Genomic DNA, 18,479 nt, shown 5'->3' on the forward strand with positions numbered 1-18,479 from the left:
GCACAGGGCGGCCTGGATGCTGCGGGCGCCTTACGGCGTTACGGTCAAGGCGACACGGACAGCCGTCTTCGGCGTGCTCGGGTCGTTGCTGCCGACACAGACGAAGCCCGAATAGCTGCCCGGCGCGAGGCCCCCGGCATTGATCTGCACCTGCGTGCTCTGGCTGCCGCCTGCGGAGATGCGGCCCAGGGCGCGGGTCGGTGTGCCGATCCAGCCGGCACCGCAGGCGTTGCTTCCGCCCAACCCATAGGCCAACCCTGGGGCGCCGGTGGTGGCGGACCAGGCACCACTGCCATCCGGGTTGATGATCGCGCTGCGGTACACGCTGTCGCCGCTGGTGGCGTTGAACCAGAACCAGCTGGTGGCCAGAGGCGCACGCACCGAGACCACCAGCCAGTAGCGGCCTGCGGGCAGGTTGACGTTCTGGCCCGCCGCGGCCATGTCCAGGTTGATGGTGGCCAGCGTGGCTGACGTTCTTACGCCTGGGCCGCTGACGGTGGAGGTATAGGTCCACAGTGCCACCTGCGGGCTCGATTCCGGATTGCCCTCCGGATTGCCGCCGACATCACGGAAGATCGACCAGTTGATGTTGGTCGATGTCGCCAGCGTGCCACCGTTGACGAAGCCGTCAGCGACGATACGGGTGATGCCGGTGGCCTCGCCCAGGGTGAAGTCATCTGCAGCGAGCTGTGCACGTGCGCCCACAGACACGGCATCGGTGAAGCGTGTCGAGCGACGCCCGTTGGCGTTGTTTGCCGCCTGTGCGACCAGCGTGCGGGTACCTACTCCGGAATTGTCGATCTGCCACTCCAGCGGTGAGCCACCGGTATTGGCGATCTGCAGGTTCACCGCTCCGCTGCCACCGGTCGGCAGGGTCAGCGTGTTCGACGGCGGCGTGGCGGCAATCTGCGGCGGCGGCACCGACACAGCGATCGGCAGGCGCAGCAGTGGCTGGCTGGTATCACCCCCCTGCGGCGCCAGGGTCAGCCTGGCAAAGCGCCAACTGCCATCGTTCGGTACCGAACCGGTGGTGACGATGATCCGCACCGACTTGCTCTCGCCCGGCGCCAGGGTGAACACCGATGGCGAGACAACCGCAGTCAGGCCCTGCACCTTCGCCGTCCAGGTCTGCCGGGTCGGCAGCACGTTGCGGAACACGCGGGTGAAGCTGCAGCTGTCGGGGCAACTGCGCTTGCCCAGGCTGGCGATGTTGAGCGACGACACTTCACCGCCATTGGCCGGATTGGCGCCCAGGAAGTTGGTCTTGGTCTCGTTCAGCACCAGGCCTGCACGCAGCGCCTGGTCCACCTGGATGCGGCCCGCGCCCATCGCGAATGGGTCGGCCGGAGTGACGCCGTCTTCTTTCAGCACTTCCTGGCGCGCGGTCATCATCAATGCCGAGCGTGTCTCCTGCACCGTCCAGTCCGGACGCGCCTGGCGCAACAGTGCGGCGGCGCCCGCGTGATGCGGCGATGCCATCGAGGTGCCGTCCATCAGGCCAACGGCGTTCTCCGAGCCGGTCACCTCGTTGCCCGCGATTACCGCCAACACGCGCACGCCTGGGGCGGTGACGTCAGGCTTGACCAGATCGAAGATCCCGGCCGGGCCACGCGAACTGAAGTCACCCAGCACGTCGGGCGTGTTGCTGATCTTGCTGGCCGGATAGGCGATGCCGGCGGTTGCGTTGTTGCCAGCGCTGGCGGCGAAGGTCCGCAGTGCATTGGCGTCCGACTGATCGATGGCGAAGGCGGGAATGGTGGCCCCCGCCACGTTGGGCAGGATGGGGGCCGGCTGGTTGTTGCCGATCAGCACGGCGATCGCACCCGCAGCGGCGGCGTTGTTGACCTTGTCGCTGAAGTTGCACGAGCCACGACGGATCACCGCAATGGCGCCCTGGAAGGTGTTGGCCGCGAACGGCGCGCACCCGTCGTTGGCGCTGTCGATGCCTGCACTGACGCGCAACGGCGTGGTCGCCGGAATCGGCGTTGCGAACGGCACGCCGCCCGAACCTTCGGTCAGCAGGATGGCGGTGAGCGCCGGCGGCACGCTGCCGGGGCCGCTGACCGCAGCGAACAACACGATGTCGCCGCGGCCATGCGTGGCCGCCGCGGTGCTGCCGGTCCAGGGCTCCAGATGACCCATCGTGTTCGGGCCCGGGCCGGAGTTGCCGGCGGATGTCGCCACGTAGATGCCGGCATCGGACGCATTGAGGAAGGCCAGCGAGACAGCTTCTCCCCACGGCGCGGTACCGCCGGCAATGGAGTAGTTGATGACGTCGACAACGCCATCGGCGAGGGCCTGGTTGACCGCTGCCAGCGTCGAGGTGTTCGGGCAGAAGCCGCGCCCGGTGGACACTTCGGTGTAGCAGGCGTCGTAGGCGATGATGTTGGCGCGCGGCGCAACGCCGGAAATGTGGATCTGGTTGCCCCGGTAGGACGCGGTGTGCGGGTTGCCCGCTGCAGTGGAAGCGGTATGGCTGCCGTGGCCGTTGGTGTCACCAAAGCCGGGCTCTTCGCGTACATCCGCAACGCCACACTGGTTGCCCGGCGCACCGCAGACAAAATCGTAGCCGCCGATCAGCTTGTTGTTGCAGCGGCCTTCGTCGATGCCACCCGGTGCGCAGGTGCCAAGATAGTTGCCCGCACCCAACGGATTGATGTGCTCGTAGCCATCCTCCGCACGGGCGGTGAAGGCCGGGCTGCCGAAGTTGATGCCCGAATCGATGACGCCGATCACCACACCTTCGCCACGGAACGGCGTGGGGGTGCCGTTCCACAGCGCGGGTGCGCCGATCAGCCCAGGTCCGACATCGGTATCCTGCTCGTACTCCCGGTATTCCTCGACCAGCTCCACATCGGGAAGTGCGCGTACGCGCTCCGCTTCCTGCGGATTCATCTGCAGCACCGATGCGTTGATCGCATGCTGCATGCGCCGCTCGACCTTCACGCTGCGGCCCAGCGCGGCATTGATGCGGGCCTCGTGCTGTACCTGGCGATCCGCGAGGAAGCGCACATAGTCCTGTGAACGTGCCCCCCCGCACCGCAATGCGTGGTGTTGGCGCATTGCCCGTGGCCGCGGCCGCGCGCGCGGCGCTGGCGGACGGACGCATGCGTTCCGGTGCCGCGAGGCCCTGGATATCCCCCTTGTAGGTGGCCAGCGGCTCCTCGCGATAGACCACGATGTAACGGTTGGAAAGTTCGGCGAAGCCGCTTCCCGGACCGGTCGCTGCAGGCCCGGCCGGATTGCCGGCGCGTGCATCCACGGAGGGATTGCCCGTCTTCGACTGGGCGCCGGTACTGCGTATGCCCACGGCTGCGGCAGCCAATGCGGCCCCCGCCACCAGGGTCAGTGCAACCCATTTGCTTCGTTTGATCCATGCATTGCGCATCGAATACCCCTTTTCATTGAAAGCCCGAGATGCACGCCGGCGTCAGCGCCGGCGCTGTGATGTCTGGTGCTTCAATTGCGGGTGCGGCGCGTAGTCCCCGACGCCTTGCACCCCGCTGCGCCCCGGCAGCAGAATCGACACTACCTCAAAATTTGACGTGGCGCACAGTTTTTCGTGACAACTGCAAGGCAGGGATCAGTACGCGAAAGTATGGATGCCTTCCTGCAGGGCGTAGCCATGGCCTGGGCAGCCGAAGCGGCACCGCGTTCGTTGTCCATCATTGAAGGGCAGCAGCATCCAGTGCTATGACTGTCTGTGCCCATCAATGCACGGATGCCATGGACACTCTCCGCTTCGTACTGATCGCCTGCGCTGCCTGTGCGGCAGGACCGGCATGGTCCGTCGAATCACCGATCGCCGATGCGGACGCGAGTCGAATCTTCAGGGAAGCGCGTGCACTGTGCCAGGCCGATGGCGGACAGTTGTGGGGCCAATCCCTGTGCGGGCCGATGATGCTGGTTGATCCAGGGAGCCGGCAGGTCATCGCCTCGCACGCAGACGCACAGGGTGCGCTGAAGGCACGCGGCAACGTGTTCGCAGGCCAGCTTCCGGCCGATGCGATCGTCGCCAATACCGCCGTGGACTGGTCCGGCACACGCTGGACGCAGCTGCTCTGGCCATTGCCGCAGGACGCGTCCCGGCGCAGTACCCTGCTGGCTCACGAAATGTTCCATCGCCTGCAACCGGCGTTGCCCATCATCGCGCCGACCGAGGGCGGAAACGAACACCTCGACACGCTTGAGGGGCGCTACTGGCTGCAGCTGGAATGGCGCGCACTGGCGGATGCGCTTGCGGCCACCGATGCAGTGGCGCAGCACACTGCGATGATGGATGCGCTTGCATTCCGCGCCGAACGCCACCGCCAGTTCCCTGCGGCCGCGCAGGAGGAAGCGGCGCTGGAATTGAACGAGGGCCTGGCTGAATACACCGGCGTGGTCGTCGGCAACCCGTCGCCCGCGACACGCGTCCAGGCGGTGCTGCATGACCTCCGGGCGCACGTTGCTGATCGCAGCTTCGTCCGCTCTTTCGCCTACGCCACCGGCCCGGCCTATGGCCTGCTGCTGGACCAGGCGGCCCCCGGTTGGCGCAGCGATCTCGCCCACCACGCCCAGGATCTCGGCACGCGTCTGGCCGAAGCGACCGGTGCCCCTCCACAAACGGACGTGACCGCACTGCAGGCAGCTGCCGCGCGATACGACGGGCCAGTACTGCGCGAAGCTGAAACGCTGCGCGAACAGCAGCGCCTGGCGCAGCTGGAACACAATCGTGCGCGCTTCGTGACAGGCCCGGTGGTGCGCCTGGACCTGCGCAGCATGCGCATCCAGTTCAACCCCAACACGATGCAGCCGTTGCCTGGCAGTGGCACGGTGTATCCAACGATGCGACTGACCGACGTCTGGGGCAGCCTGGATGTCACCGACGGTGCGTTGATGCAGAGCGACTGGAAGGCGGTGTTCGTGCAGGCGCCCGCAAGTACTGAGCCGCCGCTGCAGGGGCCGGGATGGTCGCTGAACCTGAAACCGGAGTGGTCGCTGGTGCCGGGAACACGCAATGGCGACTACGTGTTGAAGGCGAACCCCTGACAACACCTGCAGGCATCGCGATGCTCTAGCACGCCTGCGTTTCAGCCACGCCCTGCTCCATCTGACACATCTCCAGTGCTTGCGCGCTGTCACAGCTTGGTCTTTTCGTCGTTGACCGAAAGACGACAGCTTGTGACGCTTACGACACCGCACGGCCTCCGCGGCCCTGTCATCGCGGTCACGTCCCACCGCAATCCGCAGCACCCGTCTCCGCAACGTCCTCCCATGACTTCGCCCCGGCCCGGTCGTGGCGGACGGCTGCGCCCTGAACTTCTGCTGGAGAACCGCAATGCGCCTCGCAAGCTTCTTCTTCGCGTTCGTCCTCAGCGCCGTCGCCGGCGCAGCCCAGGCCCAGGTCGTCACCCTCAACAAGGGCGGCTTCGTGCTCACCTACGACTGCAGCATCCACAGCGCCACCCGCTACGAATACACGCTCACCGCAGACACCGGCTCGGAAGCGCGCCCCTCCAGTTTCTACAAGGACCCGGACCTGCCCGCCGGCTGCCTGGGCCAGACCAGCACGGCCTCGTATGCCAGCATCAAATCCGGCTATGACCGCGGTCATCTGGTCACCTCCAACCACATGGACTACAACGCGACCTACATCCGTCGCGCCAACTACATGACCAACATCGTTCCGCAGGTATCCAGCTTCAACCAGGGTATCTGGGTGAAGGCCGAGAACGTGGCCGAGTGCTACCGCGACATCGCGCCGGTGGATGTCTATGGCGGCGTGGTCTATGGCGGCGTGGTCTATGGCGATGCCTCCAATGACTACTTCCTGGCCAGCCACGGCATTCCCACGCCGGAGTTCTTCTGGAAGACGATCATCACCCGCGACCCGAACACCGGCACCGCCAAGGCGATCAGCTGGATCATCCCGAACGAAGCGAACCTGGGCAGCCTGGACAACTACCTGGTGACCATCGCCGACCTGGAAGAGCTGCTGGGCGCCAGCTATGTGGCCATCAACGCGCCGGCCTCGCTGAAGGCCATGCTGCCGGCCACGACCTGGCCGCAGCCGGCGGGCTGTGATCTGAGCTGATCCGCCAGGACGCCCGACTCAGTGTGCTGGCGTTGCGAGCCGTCGCGACGCCAGCGTTCTGGCAAGCCGGTACTGGGCAGCGCTGGCGGCCAGCATCGCCAGTGCCAACAGCAGCAGTCCGAACGGCCCAGGCACCTGCGCGATCATCAGCAGGACGCCAGACACGAGTATCACGATCAGCGAGGCCGTTCCGGTCAGCAGCGCTGCTGTGGCCAGCACGCGCCCCATTGCCGGAGCAGCGGAAGGCGTAATTCCGGTCACAACGCCCGCCGTTGAAGCCAGTGCCGCCAGCACCAGCGTGAGCAGCAGAACGATCTGCAGCTCCAGCCAAAGGCCATCCCCCACCGTCGGGGAACCGGACTCCAGTGCCATCAGGCGAAGCTGCACGAGAATTGCTGGCAGGCACGCGCCACCGAGCAGCAGCATGCCGGCGCCCACCTGACTGGCGCTGACCACGCCGGTGTGCGGCCCCTGGATTGCGCGACCGCGTTGCAACAGGAGTGCAGGCAGCAGTGCGACCGCTGTCAGCAACAGCGTGTACAGCAGTGAAGCGGCCACCACCCAGACCAGGGAATGTGCGTCCGGTGGGCCCATCTGCAGGTACATCCACACCGACAGATGATCCAGCACGATCAACATCAGGTAGAAGGACACGCCTGACGCGAGCGGATGCCGGATCCACAGTGCGCCTCCTCGCCCGAACAGAACGGTGGAAGCCAGCACGGCCGCCGCGGCGAAACAACACAGCCGGAACGCCAACGAAACCAGGGCATCGGCGAAGCCACTGGCCCCGATCTGCATGCCATGCCCGCGCGCCACGGCCATGCCTTCAATGAAGCCCGGCAGGAACAGGCTCAGCACGGACAGCTTCGCAGCCATTGCAAATACGACGGGATAGGCGCTGAAGAACAATCGCAGCCGGTTCAAGGCTCGCTCCTGTGCAACGGTATCGGTACGCAACCGTGGACAGTCTAGCGCTCTGTCCGGCAGCGTGCCCTGCCTGCGTGGCTATGGGAAAATGGCAGGCGCCCGCCCCTATCGCATGCCCCAGGAGTTGTAGATGTCCCGTTTTCCCTTCGATGCCGTGCTGTTCGACTGCGATGGCGTACTCGTTGATTCCGAGCCACTGGTGGCCCGCGTGCTCTCGGAAATGCTGACCGAACGTGGTTGGCCGCTGACCCCGGCGCAGGCCGGCGAGGTGTTCCTTGGCCAGTCCGTAGCCCATCTGGCGGGGTTGATCGAAGAGCGCACCGGCAAGCCGTTCACCGAGGAATGGCTGGAAGAATTCCGTCAGCAGCGCAACCGGGCGCTGGAGCGCGACCTGGTTGCGATCCAGGGCGCGCCTGAGGCCGTGCGCGCGATCGGCGCCGCCACCGGCGGCCGGATCGCCTGTGCCTCCGGCGCCGACCTGCACAAGGTGAAGCTGCAGCTGGGGAAGGTCGGCATCCTTGATGCCTTCGGTGCCCATGTGTTCAGTGGCCAGGACATGCCGCACACCAAGCCGCATCCGGATGTCTATCTGGCCGCTGCCGCAGCGCTGGGCGTGGACCCGAAGCGCTGCGCGGTGATCGAGGATACCGTGACCGGTGCAACGGCTGGCGTGGCAGCCGGAGCCACCGTATTCGGCTTCAGTGAGGGCGGTCCGCACCACAGCACGCCCGAAGCCCTGCGCGCTGCCGGTGCCAAGGTCATCTTCCAGCGCATGGAAGACCTGCCCGCCCTGCTTGCCGCCCACGCCATCGACGCCGTGGCCTGACGCGGCATCATCCCGCAGCGCCCAGCGAGGCGCTGCGGCGCTTGCCCGCGTAATGCAATGCAAACAGATACAGGCCGGTGAACAGCTGCAGGAACAGGGGTGGCAACGGCGAATAGGTGAGCCACACCGCAGGCTCGCCCTGCCCCATCCCACGGGCGACGAAGTTGGCGATCACCGCCAGGGTGAACACGATCGAGGTCCAGCGGTGCAGCGGCCGCGCCCAACGGCCGCGGCTCATTGACGGCGCCTCGCATCGGAGCGGGCTTCGATCATCTTCCAGCCGTTGCCCGAGGGGTCACGGAATCCGGCATCAATGGCGCCGAAGCGCTCGATCGGCTCCTGGGTGAACTCCACGCCCTGTGCCAACCATTGCGAGTAGCGCGCCTGGCAGTCATCCACGGCCAGCACCAGCGGTGGCATCGCCCCCTTGGCCACCAGCTGCTGCAGCGCCTGCGCCGTGGCCGCATCATGGGTCGGTGGCCCCGGCACGAACAGGCCCAGCTGGAAGCCATCCTGGCCGGGGCAGCGCACGGTCAGCCAGCGATAGCTGCCATTGCGTACGTCGGTGTGTACTTCGAAGCCGAGCGTGTCGACGTAGAACGCAAGCGCTTCATCCTGGTCGCGTACGTACAGGCCGACCGTGTTCACAGTGTTCGTCATGGGACCTCCCTCAGGTGGGGCCCACGTTAGCAACGGCCTGGCGGCGGCGCTTCTCCAAAACTGCGATGTTGAGGTCGGGCCGCTGGGCGGCACGCGCATGGCACTCGGGCACTTCGTGCTGTGGCCCCTGCGCTGCCCGTTCCCGCTCGCGCACGTTGCCGGGGCTGTCGCCGGTGATGTCTCGGAAGATACGGCCGAAGGTGCCGAGGCTGGCCCAGCCGGTCTGCGCCGCGATCTCGGTGACCGCCAGGTCGGTATCACGCAGCAGCGCCACGGCACGCTCGATGCGACGGCTGAGCAGGTAGCGGTGCGGCGGCAGCCCGAACGCCTGCTTGAACGAACGCGCGAAATGCGCCGGCGACACCGCACTGACCTCGGCCAGGCGCGCGACCGGCCACTCCTCGTGGCTGGCGCGGTCCATCCGGTCCTTGGCACGCAGCAAGCGTCGCAGCAGTTCGGGGCTCTGGTTCATCTGGCTCGCGTGGCCACACGGGGGCGTTGACCGAAGGGTGGGCGGAGCGCCCCGCCGCGTCAACCCGGCTCAACGCTGCGCCGGCAGCTCCAGCCGGTGCTTGCGGCACAGCCGGTACACCGTCACGCGCGAGATCTGCATCTGCCGCGCACACTCGGAGACGTTGTAGCCGGTCTGGCGCAGGGTCTGCAGCAGTACATCGCGCTCGGCCTGGCCGCGGGCATCGTGCAGCATGGCGCTGGGCAGCGCCTGTGCCGGCTCCCCCAGTTCCAGGTCACGCTCGCTGATCAGCTCGCCTTCGGCCATGATCGCCGCCCGTTGTACCCGGTTGAGCAGCTCGCGAACATTGCCGGGCCAACCGAAACGCCGCATCGCCTGCAGCGCCATTGGCGAGAAGCCACGCGCGCGCACGCTGTGGCGCAGCCGGAAGCAGCGCAGGAAGTGTTCGCCCAGCAGCTGCACATCAGCACCGCGTTCGCGCAGTGGTGGCATCAGCAGGCGCAGCACGTTCAGACGGTAGTACAGATCGCTGCGGAACCGCCCCTGTGCCACCGCCTGTTCCAGTTCCACGTGGGTGGCGGCCAGCACCCGCACATCCGCGCGCAACGACTGGCTGCTGCCGACGCGCTCGAAAGTGCCCTCCTGCAGTACGCGCAGCAGACTGGTCTGCGCCTCGGCGGGCAGGTCGCCGACTTCATCCAGGAACACCGTGCCGCCGTGTGCGGACTCGAACACGCCGATCTGGCGCTTGTCGGCGCCGGTGAACGAACCGCGTTCGTGGCCGAACAGCTCCGACTGCACCAGGCTGGCCGGAATGGCCCCGCAGTTGACCGCGATGAACGGCTTGCCCGCGCGACCCGACAGCGCGTGCAGCGCATGCGCCGCCAACTCCTTGCCAGTACCGGTCTCGCCAGTGACCAGCACCGGCAGTTCCACCGGGGCGAACTTGTGCAGCACTGCGCGCACCGCATGCAGCGCAGGACTCTCGCCAATCAGCGCACGCGGCCCTTGCCCGCCACAGGCCGCATCGATCGAGGGATCATCCGCATCGAACTGCTGGCGTATCGCGCAGACCAGGTCCTGCAGCCCGAACGGCAGGGTGAACCGTGCAAGGCAGCGCTGCAGCAGGGGCAACCACGCCGGTGGTGTGACGCCGGCACCCGGTGGCAGAACCGCCAGCCACGGTAGATGCAGATGCTGCTCGATCCACGGCTCAAGCAAATGCAGGTCGGTGGCATCCAGATGGCGCAGATCCAGCACGGCAAGCAATCGGTCACGGCCGCGCAAGCCGATCGCCATCGCAGGATCAGGGTGGATGCTGCGCACGTACCAGCCTGCAGCCGCCATCGCGCTGCGCTCGCTCGCCAGCGGCTGGCCAAACCAGAGCACGCAACGCGATGCAGAAACTTCCGGGACCGCTGCCATGCTTCCCCCAGCATCCGGACACCGTCGGCGGACTGTCAGCCAATCGCCGGCGTGCCGCCCTCCGCCGGGACCCCTACGGCCACCACGGCGGCCTTTGTTGGGCGGATGCTAGCGCCCCGCTAAACGGCGTTGCAATGAGCAGCGCGTCAAGAAATACGCACCTGAAGCTGCACCGTTGCACTCTGCGCCGGTCGCTGTAACAGGAATGCGACAGTCATCCCGCCACCTTGCCCCGCAGCGCTTGGCGCTGCGGAATCCCAACATTTCTGCGACGCCGCTGTAACACACCGGGGCCACCCCATCGCGCCGTCGTTTGTCTCCCCGCTTGGCGCGCAGGACTTTCGACGTTGGCACGGTTGATGCGTGGATCCGCCGCACCCATCGCGGGAGATCGGCATGGACGGCACCACCCTGATTCGTGGCTTGGCTGCGTCGCTGGGATTCACCCTGCTGGCGATCGTCACGAGTGCATCCGCCTCCGGCGCACGCCAGGGCGTGAAGCCGCAGCCGGGCGAAATCGTCCTGTTGCGAGATGTCTCCGCGCGGCCGGCCTATCGCATGGCACCGCCGGGCATGGCGCTGATCGCCGATCCGAAGCCGCAGCGCGAAATCGCCGCTGCACTGGGAGCGGGTGGCCCTGCCATCGGGATGGACGAACTCAGCGACGAGGACTACGCCGGAATGGGCGCGGGCCAGGCCAGGCCCATGGCCGCACCTGGCGGCACCACGGTCGAACGGGTCACCCAGCAGGCCCTGGGCAGCACCCTGGGACGCAGCAGCGACGGCATGGTCGGCAGCAGCCTCGGCGGCGCCATGAGTGGACCGCTGGGCGCCGTCGGCAACAGTACCCGCGGCATTGCCGATACGGTGCGTGGCGCACTGGGTCAGATCCCGCTGCAGGGCACGGCCCCGGCAGGTGGCAAATGAGGCGCCTGTGCTGGCTGCTGCTGGGGCTCGGGCTGGGTGCCACGCCCCTGCCGGCGATGGCCGACGACTACAGTGGCATGCTCGCGTACCTGGACGTGACCCGCATCGACGGCCGCGCCCTGGCCGGCTCGAGCGGGGCCATCGCCGTGAACCAGGCGGCGGGCGACCTGAACCTCCAGGTCAATCTGCGTGGCATCGCCCGGGGCGAACGCGCCGAGGTGGCGATCAGCACGCAACAACTGCAGCAAGGCAACCGGGTGCTGTCGGCACCGTTGGCTGCCTCCGCGCAGATCGGCGGTAACGCGCTGGCCGGTGCCAGCGGCATCGCTTCAATCAACCAGGCCAGCGGCATCGCCAACACGACGCTCAACGTCGTCAGCGCGACGCTGGCCCGACAGGGCATACGCGAAACCGACGACACGGCCCTGGCCGCAGAAGGTTCCGCGTTGGCAGGGGGGCGGGACGACGCCGGTCACGGCGTCGCGACGGGCACCCGCAGCGCCGGTGTAGCCAGCACCGCACTGCGGGGATTCGACGGGGTCCTGCAACTCAATCAGATCGCGGGCAGCGGCAACGACACGGCCAATGTGCTGGGCCTGGTCGTGCAGGACCGTCCGTGACAACCACCCACCGATGCACCACCCGATGAGAGAGAGGGCACCATGAAAGCGACCGTCAAACAGACCATGCTCGCCATGGCGATTGCCACTGCCTCGACCGCCGCTGCGGCCAATGGCTGGGACAACCAGAACGCCAACGCGAACATCAACCACAACCACACCGTCAGCGAAACCCGCAACGACACCCACAACCATACCGACAACGACGTACGCAACCGCACCGTCAACGTCAATGTGCAGAAGCACAGCAACATCCAGGCCGACGAGCGCAAGGAAAAGAACAACCACGGCGTCGACGTGAACCTGGAGAAAGACCTGCGCCTCAGCACCGACGTCAATTTCTCCGGTGACCCGAACATCACCGGCGACATCGACCTCGACTCCGCGGCCATCGCGGTGATCGACAACCGCCAGTCGATCAGCAACAACGCCACCAGCAACAGCCTGGTCACCAACCGCGCTTCGATCGGTGACAGCGTCGGTGCCGGTGCCTCTGGCAATCTCGGCTTCAACGTGGTGTCCGGCGACAACAACGCCCAGGACAATGCCGCGTCGCTGTCCGCGGCCGACGCGTCCTTCAGCTTCGGCATGGCTGGCGCCGAGGTGTTCGTCAACCAGGCTGGCTTCGGCAACGTCACCCAGAACTCGGGCGTCACCAATGCCGCCAGCCTCGGTGGCAATGCCTTCGGCGGCGCATCGGGCAACATCGGCGTGAACATCGCCTCGGGGAACAACAACGAGCAGAAGAACGCGCTCGCCGCCTCGGTCGCGACCACGGCGGTGGCGCAGTCGAGCATCAGCTCCAACCAGGTCTCCACCGGCAACACGGTCAGCAACGCCGGCTTCGTGAAGTCGTACACCGATACCGTGCAGGTCGGCATGCATGGCGGCGTCAGCGGCCTGACCCTGGCCTATGGCGCGGGCACCTACCGCGGTACCGGCAACGCCTACCAGATGGCCAACTACTACCTGGATACCTGGAATGGCGAGCTGCCGCACCCGGGTGGCAACAGCACCGGCCACATCGATCTGGACAACGAAATCCAGAACGCCACGATGAACCCGAATCGTCCGGGGGTCGGTGGCCTGGGCTTCGATACGCGTGAAAGCGGCACCAGCCAGTTCGTCGAACTGGGCGTGGCCGACCTGTACGCCAGCCTCAGCGGCACGGTCAGCACCACGCGCTGGGTGAACGTCGATGCCACCAACACCTCGGCATTGTCGGGCAGTGCCTTCTCGGGCGCCTCCGGCAACATCGGCGTGAACGTGGCGTCCGGCACCGGCAACCTGCAGGCCAACAGCCTGGCCCTGGCCGTCGCCCAGCCCAGCACCGGCGGCGGTGGTGGCAGCGGCGAGTAAGCGCAACACCCCGGCCGTCCGCCAATGGCCGGGTTCCCGGGAGCCCCTGTTCCTCCTCCCCCTTGGGACAGGGGCTCCCCCCTGCTGCCGGAGAACGTGATGATCCGTTGCCGACGCTCACTGCGCCTGCTGCCCTGCCTGTTGCTGCTGGGTACGGCATCGGCGTGGGCGGGCGATGTCCGCTTCAGTGGCGTGCTGCCCAACGGGGCACTGCTGCAGCAGAAGGTGGAGAGCATGCAGGAGCGGCGCTACCGCAACGTGGTGCGCCAGCACACCGACTACAGCTGCGGCGCGGCCGCTCTGGCGACGATCCTGCGCCATGCCTATCACCTGGATACCGATGAAGCGACGGTGATCGAGGGGATGATGGGGGTCTCCGATCCGGCGCTGGTCGCCGAGCGCGGCTTCTCGCTGCTCGACATCAAGCGCTACGTGGAATCGCTGGGCATGCGCGGACGCGGCTACCGCATCGACGAGGCTCGCCTGCGCACCCTGCGCGTGCCGGGGCTGGTGCTGATGGACGTGCGCGGCTTCCGTCATTTCGTGGTGCTCAAGCAGGTTCGCGACGGTGTGGTCGAGGTCGCTGATCCCATCCTTGGCAACCGCAGCCTGGCGCTGCCCGAGTTCCTCGCTGCATGGCCATCGCGAGCGGTATTCGTGGTGATCGGCAGCGATTTCGATCGCAACACGGTTCTGCTGCAACCCAGCGAACGGCCCAGTGCCCGCGCGCTCTACGCGCGGCAGGGGCCGATCACCGATGCCGAGCTGGTCGACTTCGGCTTCAGCCATGCCGACCTGTTCTGAAGGAGGTGCGTCCATGTTCCGTCACTCCCTGCCGATCGTCCTGCTGCTGGCGATCCCTGCCCTGCCCCTGCAAGCGGCAGAGGGCGCGCCTGGCCACGGCCTCAAGGAAATTCCGGACCCCGAACTGAACCTGATGCGCGGCCGCTACACCGTCGGCGGCAATACCGTGGCGTGGTTCGGGGTAACGATGGTCTCGCAGTGGCAGGCCGGTAATGGCACGACCCTGCAGGGTGCCCTGACCCTGGGCATGGACTTCCGCGGCGGCGGCTCGCCGAAGCTGAGTTTCCAGCCCAGCGTGCACGTCACCGCCGCTGACGCGCCCTTGCCCGGAACACACGGCCGCACCATCGACAGCAGTGGCCTGGCCAACGTCAGCGGGCTGGTGCAGAGCGTGCAGGTGGCCGGCGATGGCAACAGCGCACGCAATGCCACCACGCTGACCGTACGCGATGGCGGCGTGCCCACATTGCCAGGCGGCGACGCGCGTTCGGTCAGTACGCAACAGTCCGGCGCCACCGCCACCGCTGTACTCGATGGCAACCAGTTGCGCCTGCAGTTGCAGGTGGATGGCCAGGGCCTGGTACAGCAATGGATCCGCAATGGCAGCGTCGGCCAGGGCATCGCCCTCGCCGGTGATGGCCAGATAGCCAGCAACCAGCTGCGGCTGGAACTGGTACGCGACACCGTGGGCGGCAACCTGCCCTTGAGCCAGAACGTGGCCCAGGCAATCGCGCTGAACCGCGGCATGGGGCCGGGCCAGTAGCACGGCACGGCATTGGGGGAGACGCTCCACAACGCAGGACACGAACATGCACACCCTGATGAGGATCACCCCGTTGGCGCTGGCGGCGCTGGCGGGCACCGCCCTGGCTGCAGCGCCGACGGCCGACGACGGCGCGGACGTGCAGGCACTGGCCAACCAGCTGGAGCAGCTGAAATCCAACTACGCACAGGAAGTGCGGCGCCTGCGCGAACTGGACATGCAGGTGCAGGCCATGCAGGCGCGCTTGAGTGGGCGTACGGCGGCCATCGGGCCAGGATCGGCAGCGGGCACGGGCACGGGCACGGGCACGGCAGTCGAGCATGGCTCGACTCTACAGAGTGGTGCAGCCGTTCCGCCGGGCAGCGAGGGATACGCCAGCACCGCCGCCGAGGCGCAGCAGGCCAGGCAGGAGTCGCGGCGCAGCGTGGACGACGTGAAGCAGCAGCAGTCTGCACTGTTCTCACGCCGCTTCACCATCGAGAACAGCCTCACCTACGCCCGCTACGACCGCAAGCAGCTCACCCTCAATGGCTTCCTGGCCCTGGACGCGATCTTCCTCGGCAACATCGCCATCGAGAACGTCGAATCCGATTCGCTCACCTACAACCTGGCCGCTCGCTGGGGCGTCAGCCCGAACCTGACTTTGAACCTGGACGTGCCCTACCTCGCACGGCGCACGGTGTACCAGAAAGGCGGCGCCGGCGGAGCAGCCGCCGCCATTGCACAGGAAGAGACCAACGGCAACGGCCTGGGTGATATCGGCCTGAGCGCGAACTACCGGTTGTTCGGCGAACGCGGCTGGCGCCCGGAGACCGTGCTCACCGCCGGTGTCACCGCCCCCACCGGGCGTGCGCCCTACGGCCTGGACTGGAAGGTGATCGAGCGGGATGACGACGACTACATCCGCTTCGCCGTGCCGCGCGAGCAACCCACCGGCAATGGTGTCTGGCAGGCCAACGTCGGCCTGTCGATGGTGAAGACCGCCGACCCGGCCATCCTGTTCGCCAACCTGGGCTACGTGCACTCGTTCCCGCGGGGCTTCAGTGACATCGACAGCAATCCGGACACGGTCAACCCGGGCGACGTGAAGCTGGGTGGTTCGGTGTACTTCGGCGCGGGCGTGGCATTCGCCTTCAACGAACGCACCAGCCTCAGCCTGTCCTTCAGTGACCGCATCAGTGCCCGCGCCTCCACCCGCTTCCAGGGCGGCAAGTGGATGAAGGTGATCGGCAGCGATGCCAACGCGGCGTCACTGAACCTGGGCGTGACCTATGCGTTGAACCAGCACACCACGTTGGTGACGTTGCTCGGCATCGGGCTGACCCCGGATGCACCGGACTTCACGTTGGCGTTCAAGATCCCTTACATGCTCTAGAAATGAACTGAACGGTATCAATGGCCATGCTTCACGCGCCCCCCATGCACTCAATCCGGCGCGGTTCTGGGTCATGATGGTCTTCCTTCCTGTCGCGTGGGTCGCACCATGTCCATCGGATTCATCGGTCTAGGCGTGATGGGGACGCCCATGGCCGTCAACCTGGCCCGCGCCGGGAACCGTGTACTGGCATGGTCACGCTCCAGCCACAACGACGAGGCAGCGCGCTCGGCGGGCATAGAGCGCGCCGGATCCGTGCAGGAGGTATTCAACGCCTGCCACACGATCATCATGATGCTGGCCAACGATGAAGCCATCGACGCCGTGCTGCTGCGCGGTTCCGATGACTTCGACGCGCGCGTGCAAGGGCATCTGCTCATCAACATGGGCACAAGCTCCGCCGCCTACTCAAGGGCGCTGGCCGATCAGGTCCGTCGCGCAGGTGGGCGCTATGTCGAAGCGCCGGTCTCCGGGTCACGCCTGCAGGCCGAGGCGGCACAGCTGGTGGTCATGCTGGCAGGCAACGAAGCAGATCTGGCCGAGGCAGCGCCCTTGCTGGCCTCGTTGGGGCGGCAGATTGTCGCCTGTGGCGAGGTCCCGGCAGGCCTGCAGATGAAGCTTGCGGTGAACCTGTTCCTGATCACCCTGGTCACCGGTCTGGCCGAAGCCGTGCATTTCGCCGAGGCACATGGCATCGCGCTGGAGCGCTTTGCCCAGGTACTCAACGCCGGGCCGATGGCCAGTGAGGTTTCGCGGATCAAGCTGGACAAGATGATCCGCGACGACTTTACAGTGCAGGCTTCCATTACCGACGTGCTGAAGAACAGCCAGCTGGTGGCGGCAGCCGCCCGCAGCGCCGGCGTACAGGCGCCCTTGATCGAAGCAAGCGACGCGCTGTTCGCCCGCACTCAGCAGATGGGGCTGGGTGGGCTGGACATGGCAGCCGTCGTGCAGGCGATCCGGCAGGTCCAGGGCGCTGACAGCGGCGCTTGATACGGATTCATGTTCCGGCACCACAGCCGCCCCCGGCCGCTGCTATATTCAGCCAAGCTCGGCAGGCACGGTGCCTGCCCTCGAATCACAGGGAGTTGGACATGGGTCTGGTACAGGCGGTGAAGGGTGCGGTAGGCGGTGTGCTGGCCGACCAGTGGAAGGACTTCTACACCGTGCCGACGGGCCTGCCGTCCACGGCGGCCCTGTTCGCGGCGGTGCCGCAGGGCACCAATGCCGGCCGCGGTTCCAACACCAGCGGCTCGTCCAACATCATCACCAACGGCTCGAAGATCATCGTGCCGGAGGGCTATGGCCTGCTGCTGTTCCAGGACGGCGCGATCACCGCGTTTGTCGCCGAACCGGGCGGCTACGAGTGGCGTTCGGACGATCTCAACTCGCAGTCGATCTTCGCCGGAGACGGCCTGGTCAGCACCTTCATCAAGCAGAGCTGGGAGCGCTTCAAGTTCGGCGGCCAGCCGGGTTCGCAGCAGGCCGCGTACTTCGTCTCGCTGAAGGAGCTGCCGGACAACCGCTTCGGCACCCAGTCGGAAATCTACTGGGACGACGGCTTCCTCAATACCCAGGTCGGCGCGGTCACCCGCGGCTCCTACACGCTGAAGATCGTCGACCCGATCCTGTTCGTGAAGAACTTCGTGCCGGCCAGCTACCTGCAGCCGGGCCAGGTGTTCGATTTCACCGACCTGGACAACGCCGCCGCCAGCCAGCTGTTCAATGAAGTGGTCGGTTCGCTGGCTCCCGCCTTCAGCCTGTACACGAACGATCCGAGCAAGGGCAACCGCATCACCAAGCTGCAGCAGGACTCGCTGGGCTTCGCGCAGAGCCTGTCGGCCGCGGTCGAGCAGGGTTACCAGTGGAAGTCCGATCGCGGCCTGGCCATCGTCAAGACCGCCATCGTCTCGATCGAGTACGACGCCAATACCCGCGAACTGCTGAAGACCGTGCAGCGCGCCGATGCGCTGTCCGGTTCGCGCGGCAATTCCAACCTGCAGGCCAGCGTCGCCCAGGGCATCCAGTCAGCCGGTGAGAACGGCGGCGCGGCAGGCCTGGTCGGCGTCGGCATGGCCTCGGGCATGTTCGGTGTCGGCGGCATGCAGCAGCCGGTCACCCCGGCTGCCGACGATCCGGTCGCCAAGCTGAAGAAGGCCAAGGAAATGCTGGACCTGGGCCTGATCACCCAGAGCGACTACGACGCTCTGAAAGCCAAGGCACTGGGCCTGTAACCGGCAGG

General features: G+C 66.7%; 17 protein-coding genes. 11 read left to right on the forward strand and 6 right to left on the reverse strand.

Features of this window, described 5'->3' with window-relative positions; all coding sequences use genetic code 11:
* Positions 1 to 30: 30 nt before the first annotated feature.
* On the reverse strand, positions 31 to 3,012 hold the full coding sequence (locus N5D91_RS03670; protein WP_279907160.1) for a S8 family serine peptidase: 2,982 nt from the start codon (positions 3,010 to 3,012) through the stop codon (positions 31 to 33).
* Positions 3,013 to 3,726: 714 nt separating this feature from the next.
* On the opposite strand from N5D91_RS03670, the gene N5D91_RS03675 reads away from it, so the two are divergent.
* Both N5D91_RS03675 and N5D91_RS03680 read left to right on the forward strand, forming a co-directional pair.
* Positions 3,727 to 5,031, forward strand: a complete 1,305-nt coding sequence (locus N5D91_RS03675) for a hypothetical protein (RefSeq protein ID WP_180853864.1) — start codon at positions 3,727 to 3,729, stop codon at positions 5,029 to 5,031.
* 289 nt (positions 5,032 to 5,320) lie between these two features.
* Positions 5,321 to 6,076 carry a DNA/RNA non-specific endonuclease gene (locus N5D91_RS03680; protein WP_180853865.1) on the forward strand — a complete coding sequence of 252 codons (756 nt, stop codon included), beginning with the start codon at positions 5,321 to 5,323 and terminating at the stop codon, positions 6,074 to 6,076.
* A gap of 18 nt (positions 6,077 to 6,094) precedes the next feature.
* Here N5D91_RS03680 and N5D91_RS03685 read toward each other — a convergent pair whose 3' ends face one another.
* Positions 6,095 to 7,003, reverse strand: a complete 909-nt coding sequence (locus N5D91_RS03685; protein ID WP_180853866.1) for a hypothetical protein — start codon at positions 7,001 to 7,003, stop codon at positions 6,095 to 6,097.
* 133 nt (positions 7,004 to 7,136) lie between these two features.
* Here N5D91_RS03685 and N5D91_RS03690 point away from each other — a divergent pair, with 133 nt between their 5' ends.
* The gene (locus tag N5D91_RS03690; protein WP_153855401.1) at positions 7,137 to 7,832 is read left to right on the forward strand and encodes an HAD family phosphatase; all 696 of its coding nucleotides are present in this window, start codon (positions 7,137 to 7,139) and stop codon (positions 7,830 to 7,832) included.
* Positions 7,833 to 7,839: 7 nt separating this feature from the next.
* Here the strand turns inward: N5D91_RS03690 and N5D91_RS03695 are convergent, their stop codons facing one another.
* The 4 genes from N5D91_RS03695 to N5D91_RS03710 form a co-directional block, all read right to left on the reverse strand.
* Positions 7,840 to 8,070 (reverse strand): hypothetical protein, encoded by a 231-nt coding sequence (locus N5D91_RS03695; protein WP_180853867.1) that lies wholly within the window; start codon positions 8,068 to 8,070, stop codon positions 7,840 to 7,842.
* Positions 8,067 to 8,492, reverse strand: coding sequence for a VOC family protein (locus tag N5D91_RS03700; protein WP_110712426.1), 426 nt, complete (start codon positions 8,490 to 8,492; stop codon positions 8,067 to 8,069). Before N5D91_RS03700 ends, N5D91_RS03695 begins: the two co-directional genes overlap by 4 nt.
* Before the next feature lie 10 nt (positions 8,493 to 8,502).
* Positions 8,503 to 8,964, reverse strand: a complete 462-nt coding sequence (locus N5D91_RS03705) for a helix-turn-helix transcriptional regulator (protein WP_153855403.1) — start codon at positions 8,962 to 8,964, stop codon at positions 8,503 to 8,505.
* 69 nt (positions 8,965 to 9,033) lie between these two features.
* Positions 9,034 to 10,389, reverse strand: coding sequence for a sigma-54 dependent transcriptional regulator (locus N5D91_RS03710; RefSeq protein ID WP_180853868.1), 1,356 nt, complete (start codon positions 10,387 to 10,389; stop codon positions 9,034 to 9,036).
* 396 nt (positions 10,390 to 10,785) lie between these two features.
* On the opposite strand from N5D91_RS03710, the gene N5D91_RS03715 reads away from it, so the two are divergent.
* From N5D91_RS03715 to N5D91_RS03750, 8 genes are all read left to right on the forward strand, one after another.
* A complete protein-coding gene (locus N5D91_RS03715) occupies positions 10,786 to 11,316 on the forward strand; it encodes a hypothetical protein (protein ID WP_180853869.1) in 531 nt (176 codons plus the stop codon).
* On the forward strand, positions 11,313 to 11,936 hold the full coding sequence (locus N5D91_RS03720; RefSeq protein WP_110712429.1) for a hypothetical protein: 624 nt from the start codon (positions 11,313 to 11,315) through the stop codon (positions 11,934 to 11,936). Before N5D91_RS03715 ends, N5D91_RS03720 begins: the two co-directional genes overlap by 4 nt.
* A 42-nt stretch (positions 11,937 to 11,978) precedes the next feature.
* A complete protein-coding gene (locus N5D91_RS03725; RefSeq protein ID WP_180853870.1) occupies positions 11,979 to 13,295 on the forward strand; it encodes an adhesin in 1,317 nt (438 codons plus the stop codon).
* 99 nt (positions 13,296 to 13,394) lie between these two features.
* Positions 13,395 to 14,099, forward strand: coding sequence for a C39 family peptidase (locus N5D91_RS03730; RefSeq protein WP_110712431.1), 705 nt, complete (start codon positions 13,395 to 13,397; stop codon positions 14,097 to 14,099).
* Between the two features lie 13 nt (positions 14,100 to 14,112).
* Entirely contained in the window at positions 14,113 to 14,862 is a 750-nt protein-coding gene (locus tag N5D91_RS03735) for a hypothetical protein (RefSeq protein WP_110712432.1), read from the forward strand.
* Between the two features lie 46 nt (positions 14,863 to 14,908).
* Positions 14,909 to 16,237 carry a transporter gene (locus N5D91_RS03740; RefSeq protein WP_180853871.1) on the forward strand — a complete coding sequence of 443 codons (1,329 nt, stop codon included), beginning with the start codon at positions 14,909 to 14,911 and terminating at the stop codon, positions 16,235 to 16,237.
* 108 nt (positions 16,238 to 16,345) lie between these two features.
* Entirely contained in the window at positions 16,346 to 17,230 is an 885-nt protein-coding gene (locus N5D91_RS03745; RefSeq protein WP_180853872.1) for an NAD(P)-dependent oxidoreductase, read from the forward strand.
* Between the two features lie 101 nt (positions 17,231 to 17,331).
* Positions 17,332 to 18,471 carry an SPFH domain-containing protein gene (locus N5D91_RS03750; protein ID WP_153855410.1) on the forward strand — a complete coding sequence of 380 codons (1,140 nt, stop codon included), beginning with the start codon at positions 17,332 to 17,334 and terminating at the stop codon, positions 18,469 to 18,471.
* Positions 18,472 to 18,479 lie beyond the last annotated feature (8 nt).

It is taken from the genome of Stenotrophomonas sp. GD03794 (assembly GCF_029842145.1).
Taxonomy (GTDB): Bacteria; Pseudomonadota; Gammaproteobacteria; order Xanthomonadales; family Xanthomonadaceae; genus Stenotrophomonas; species Stenotrophomonas riyadhensis.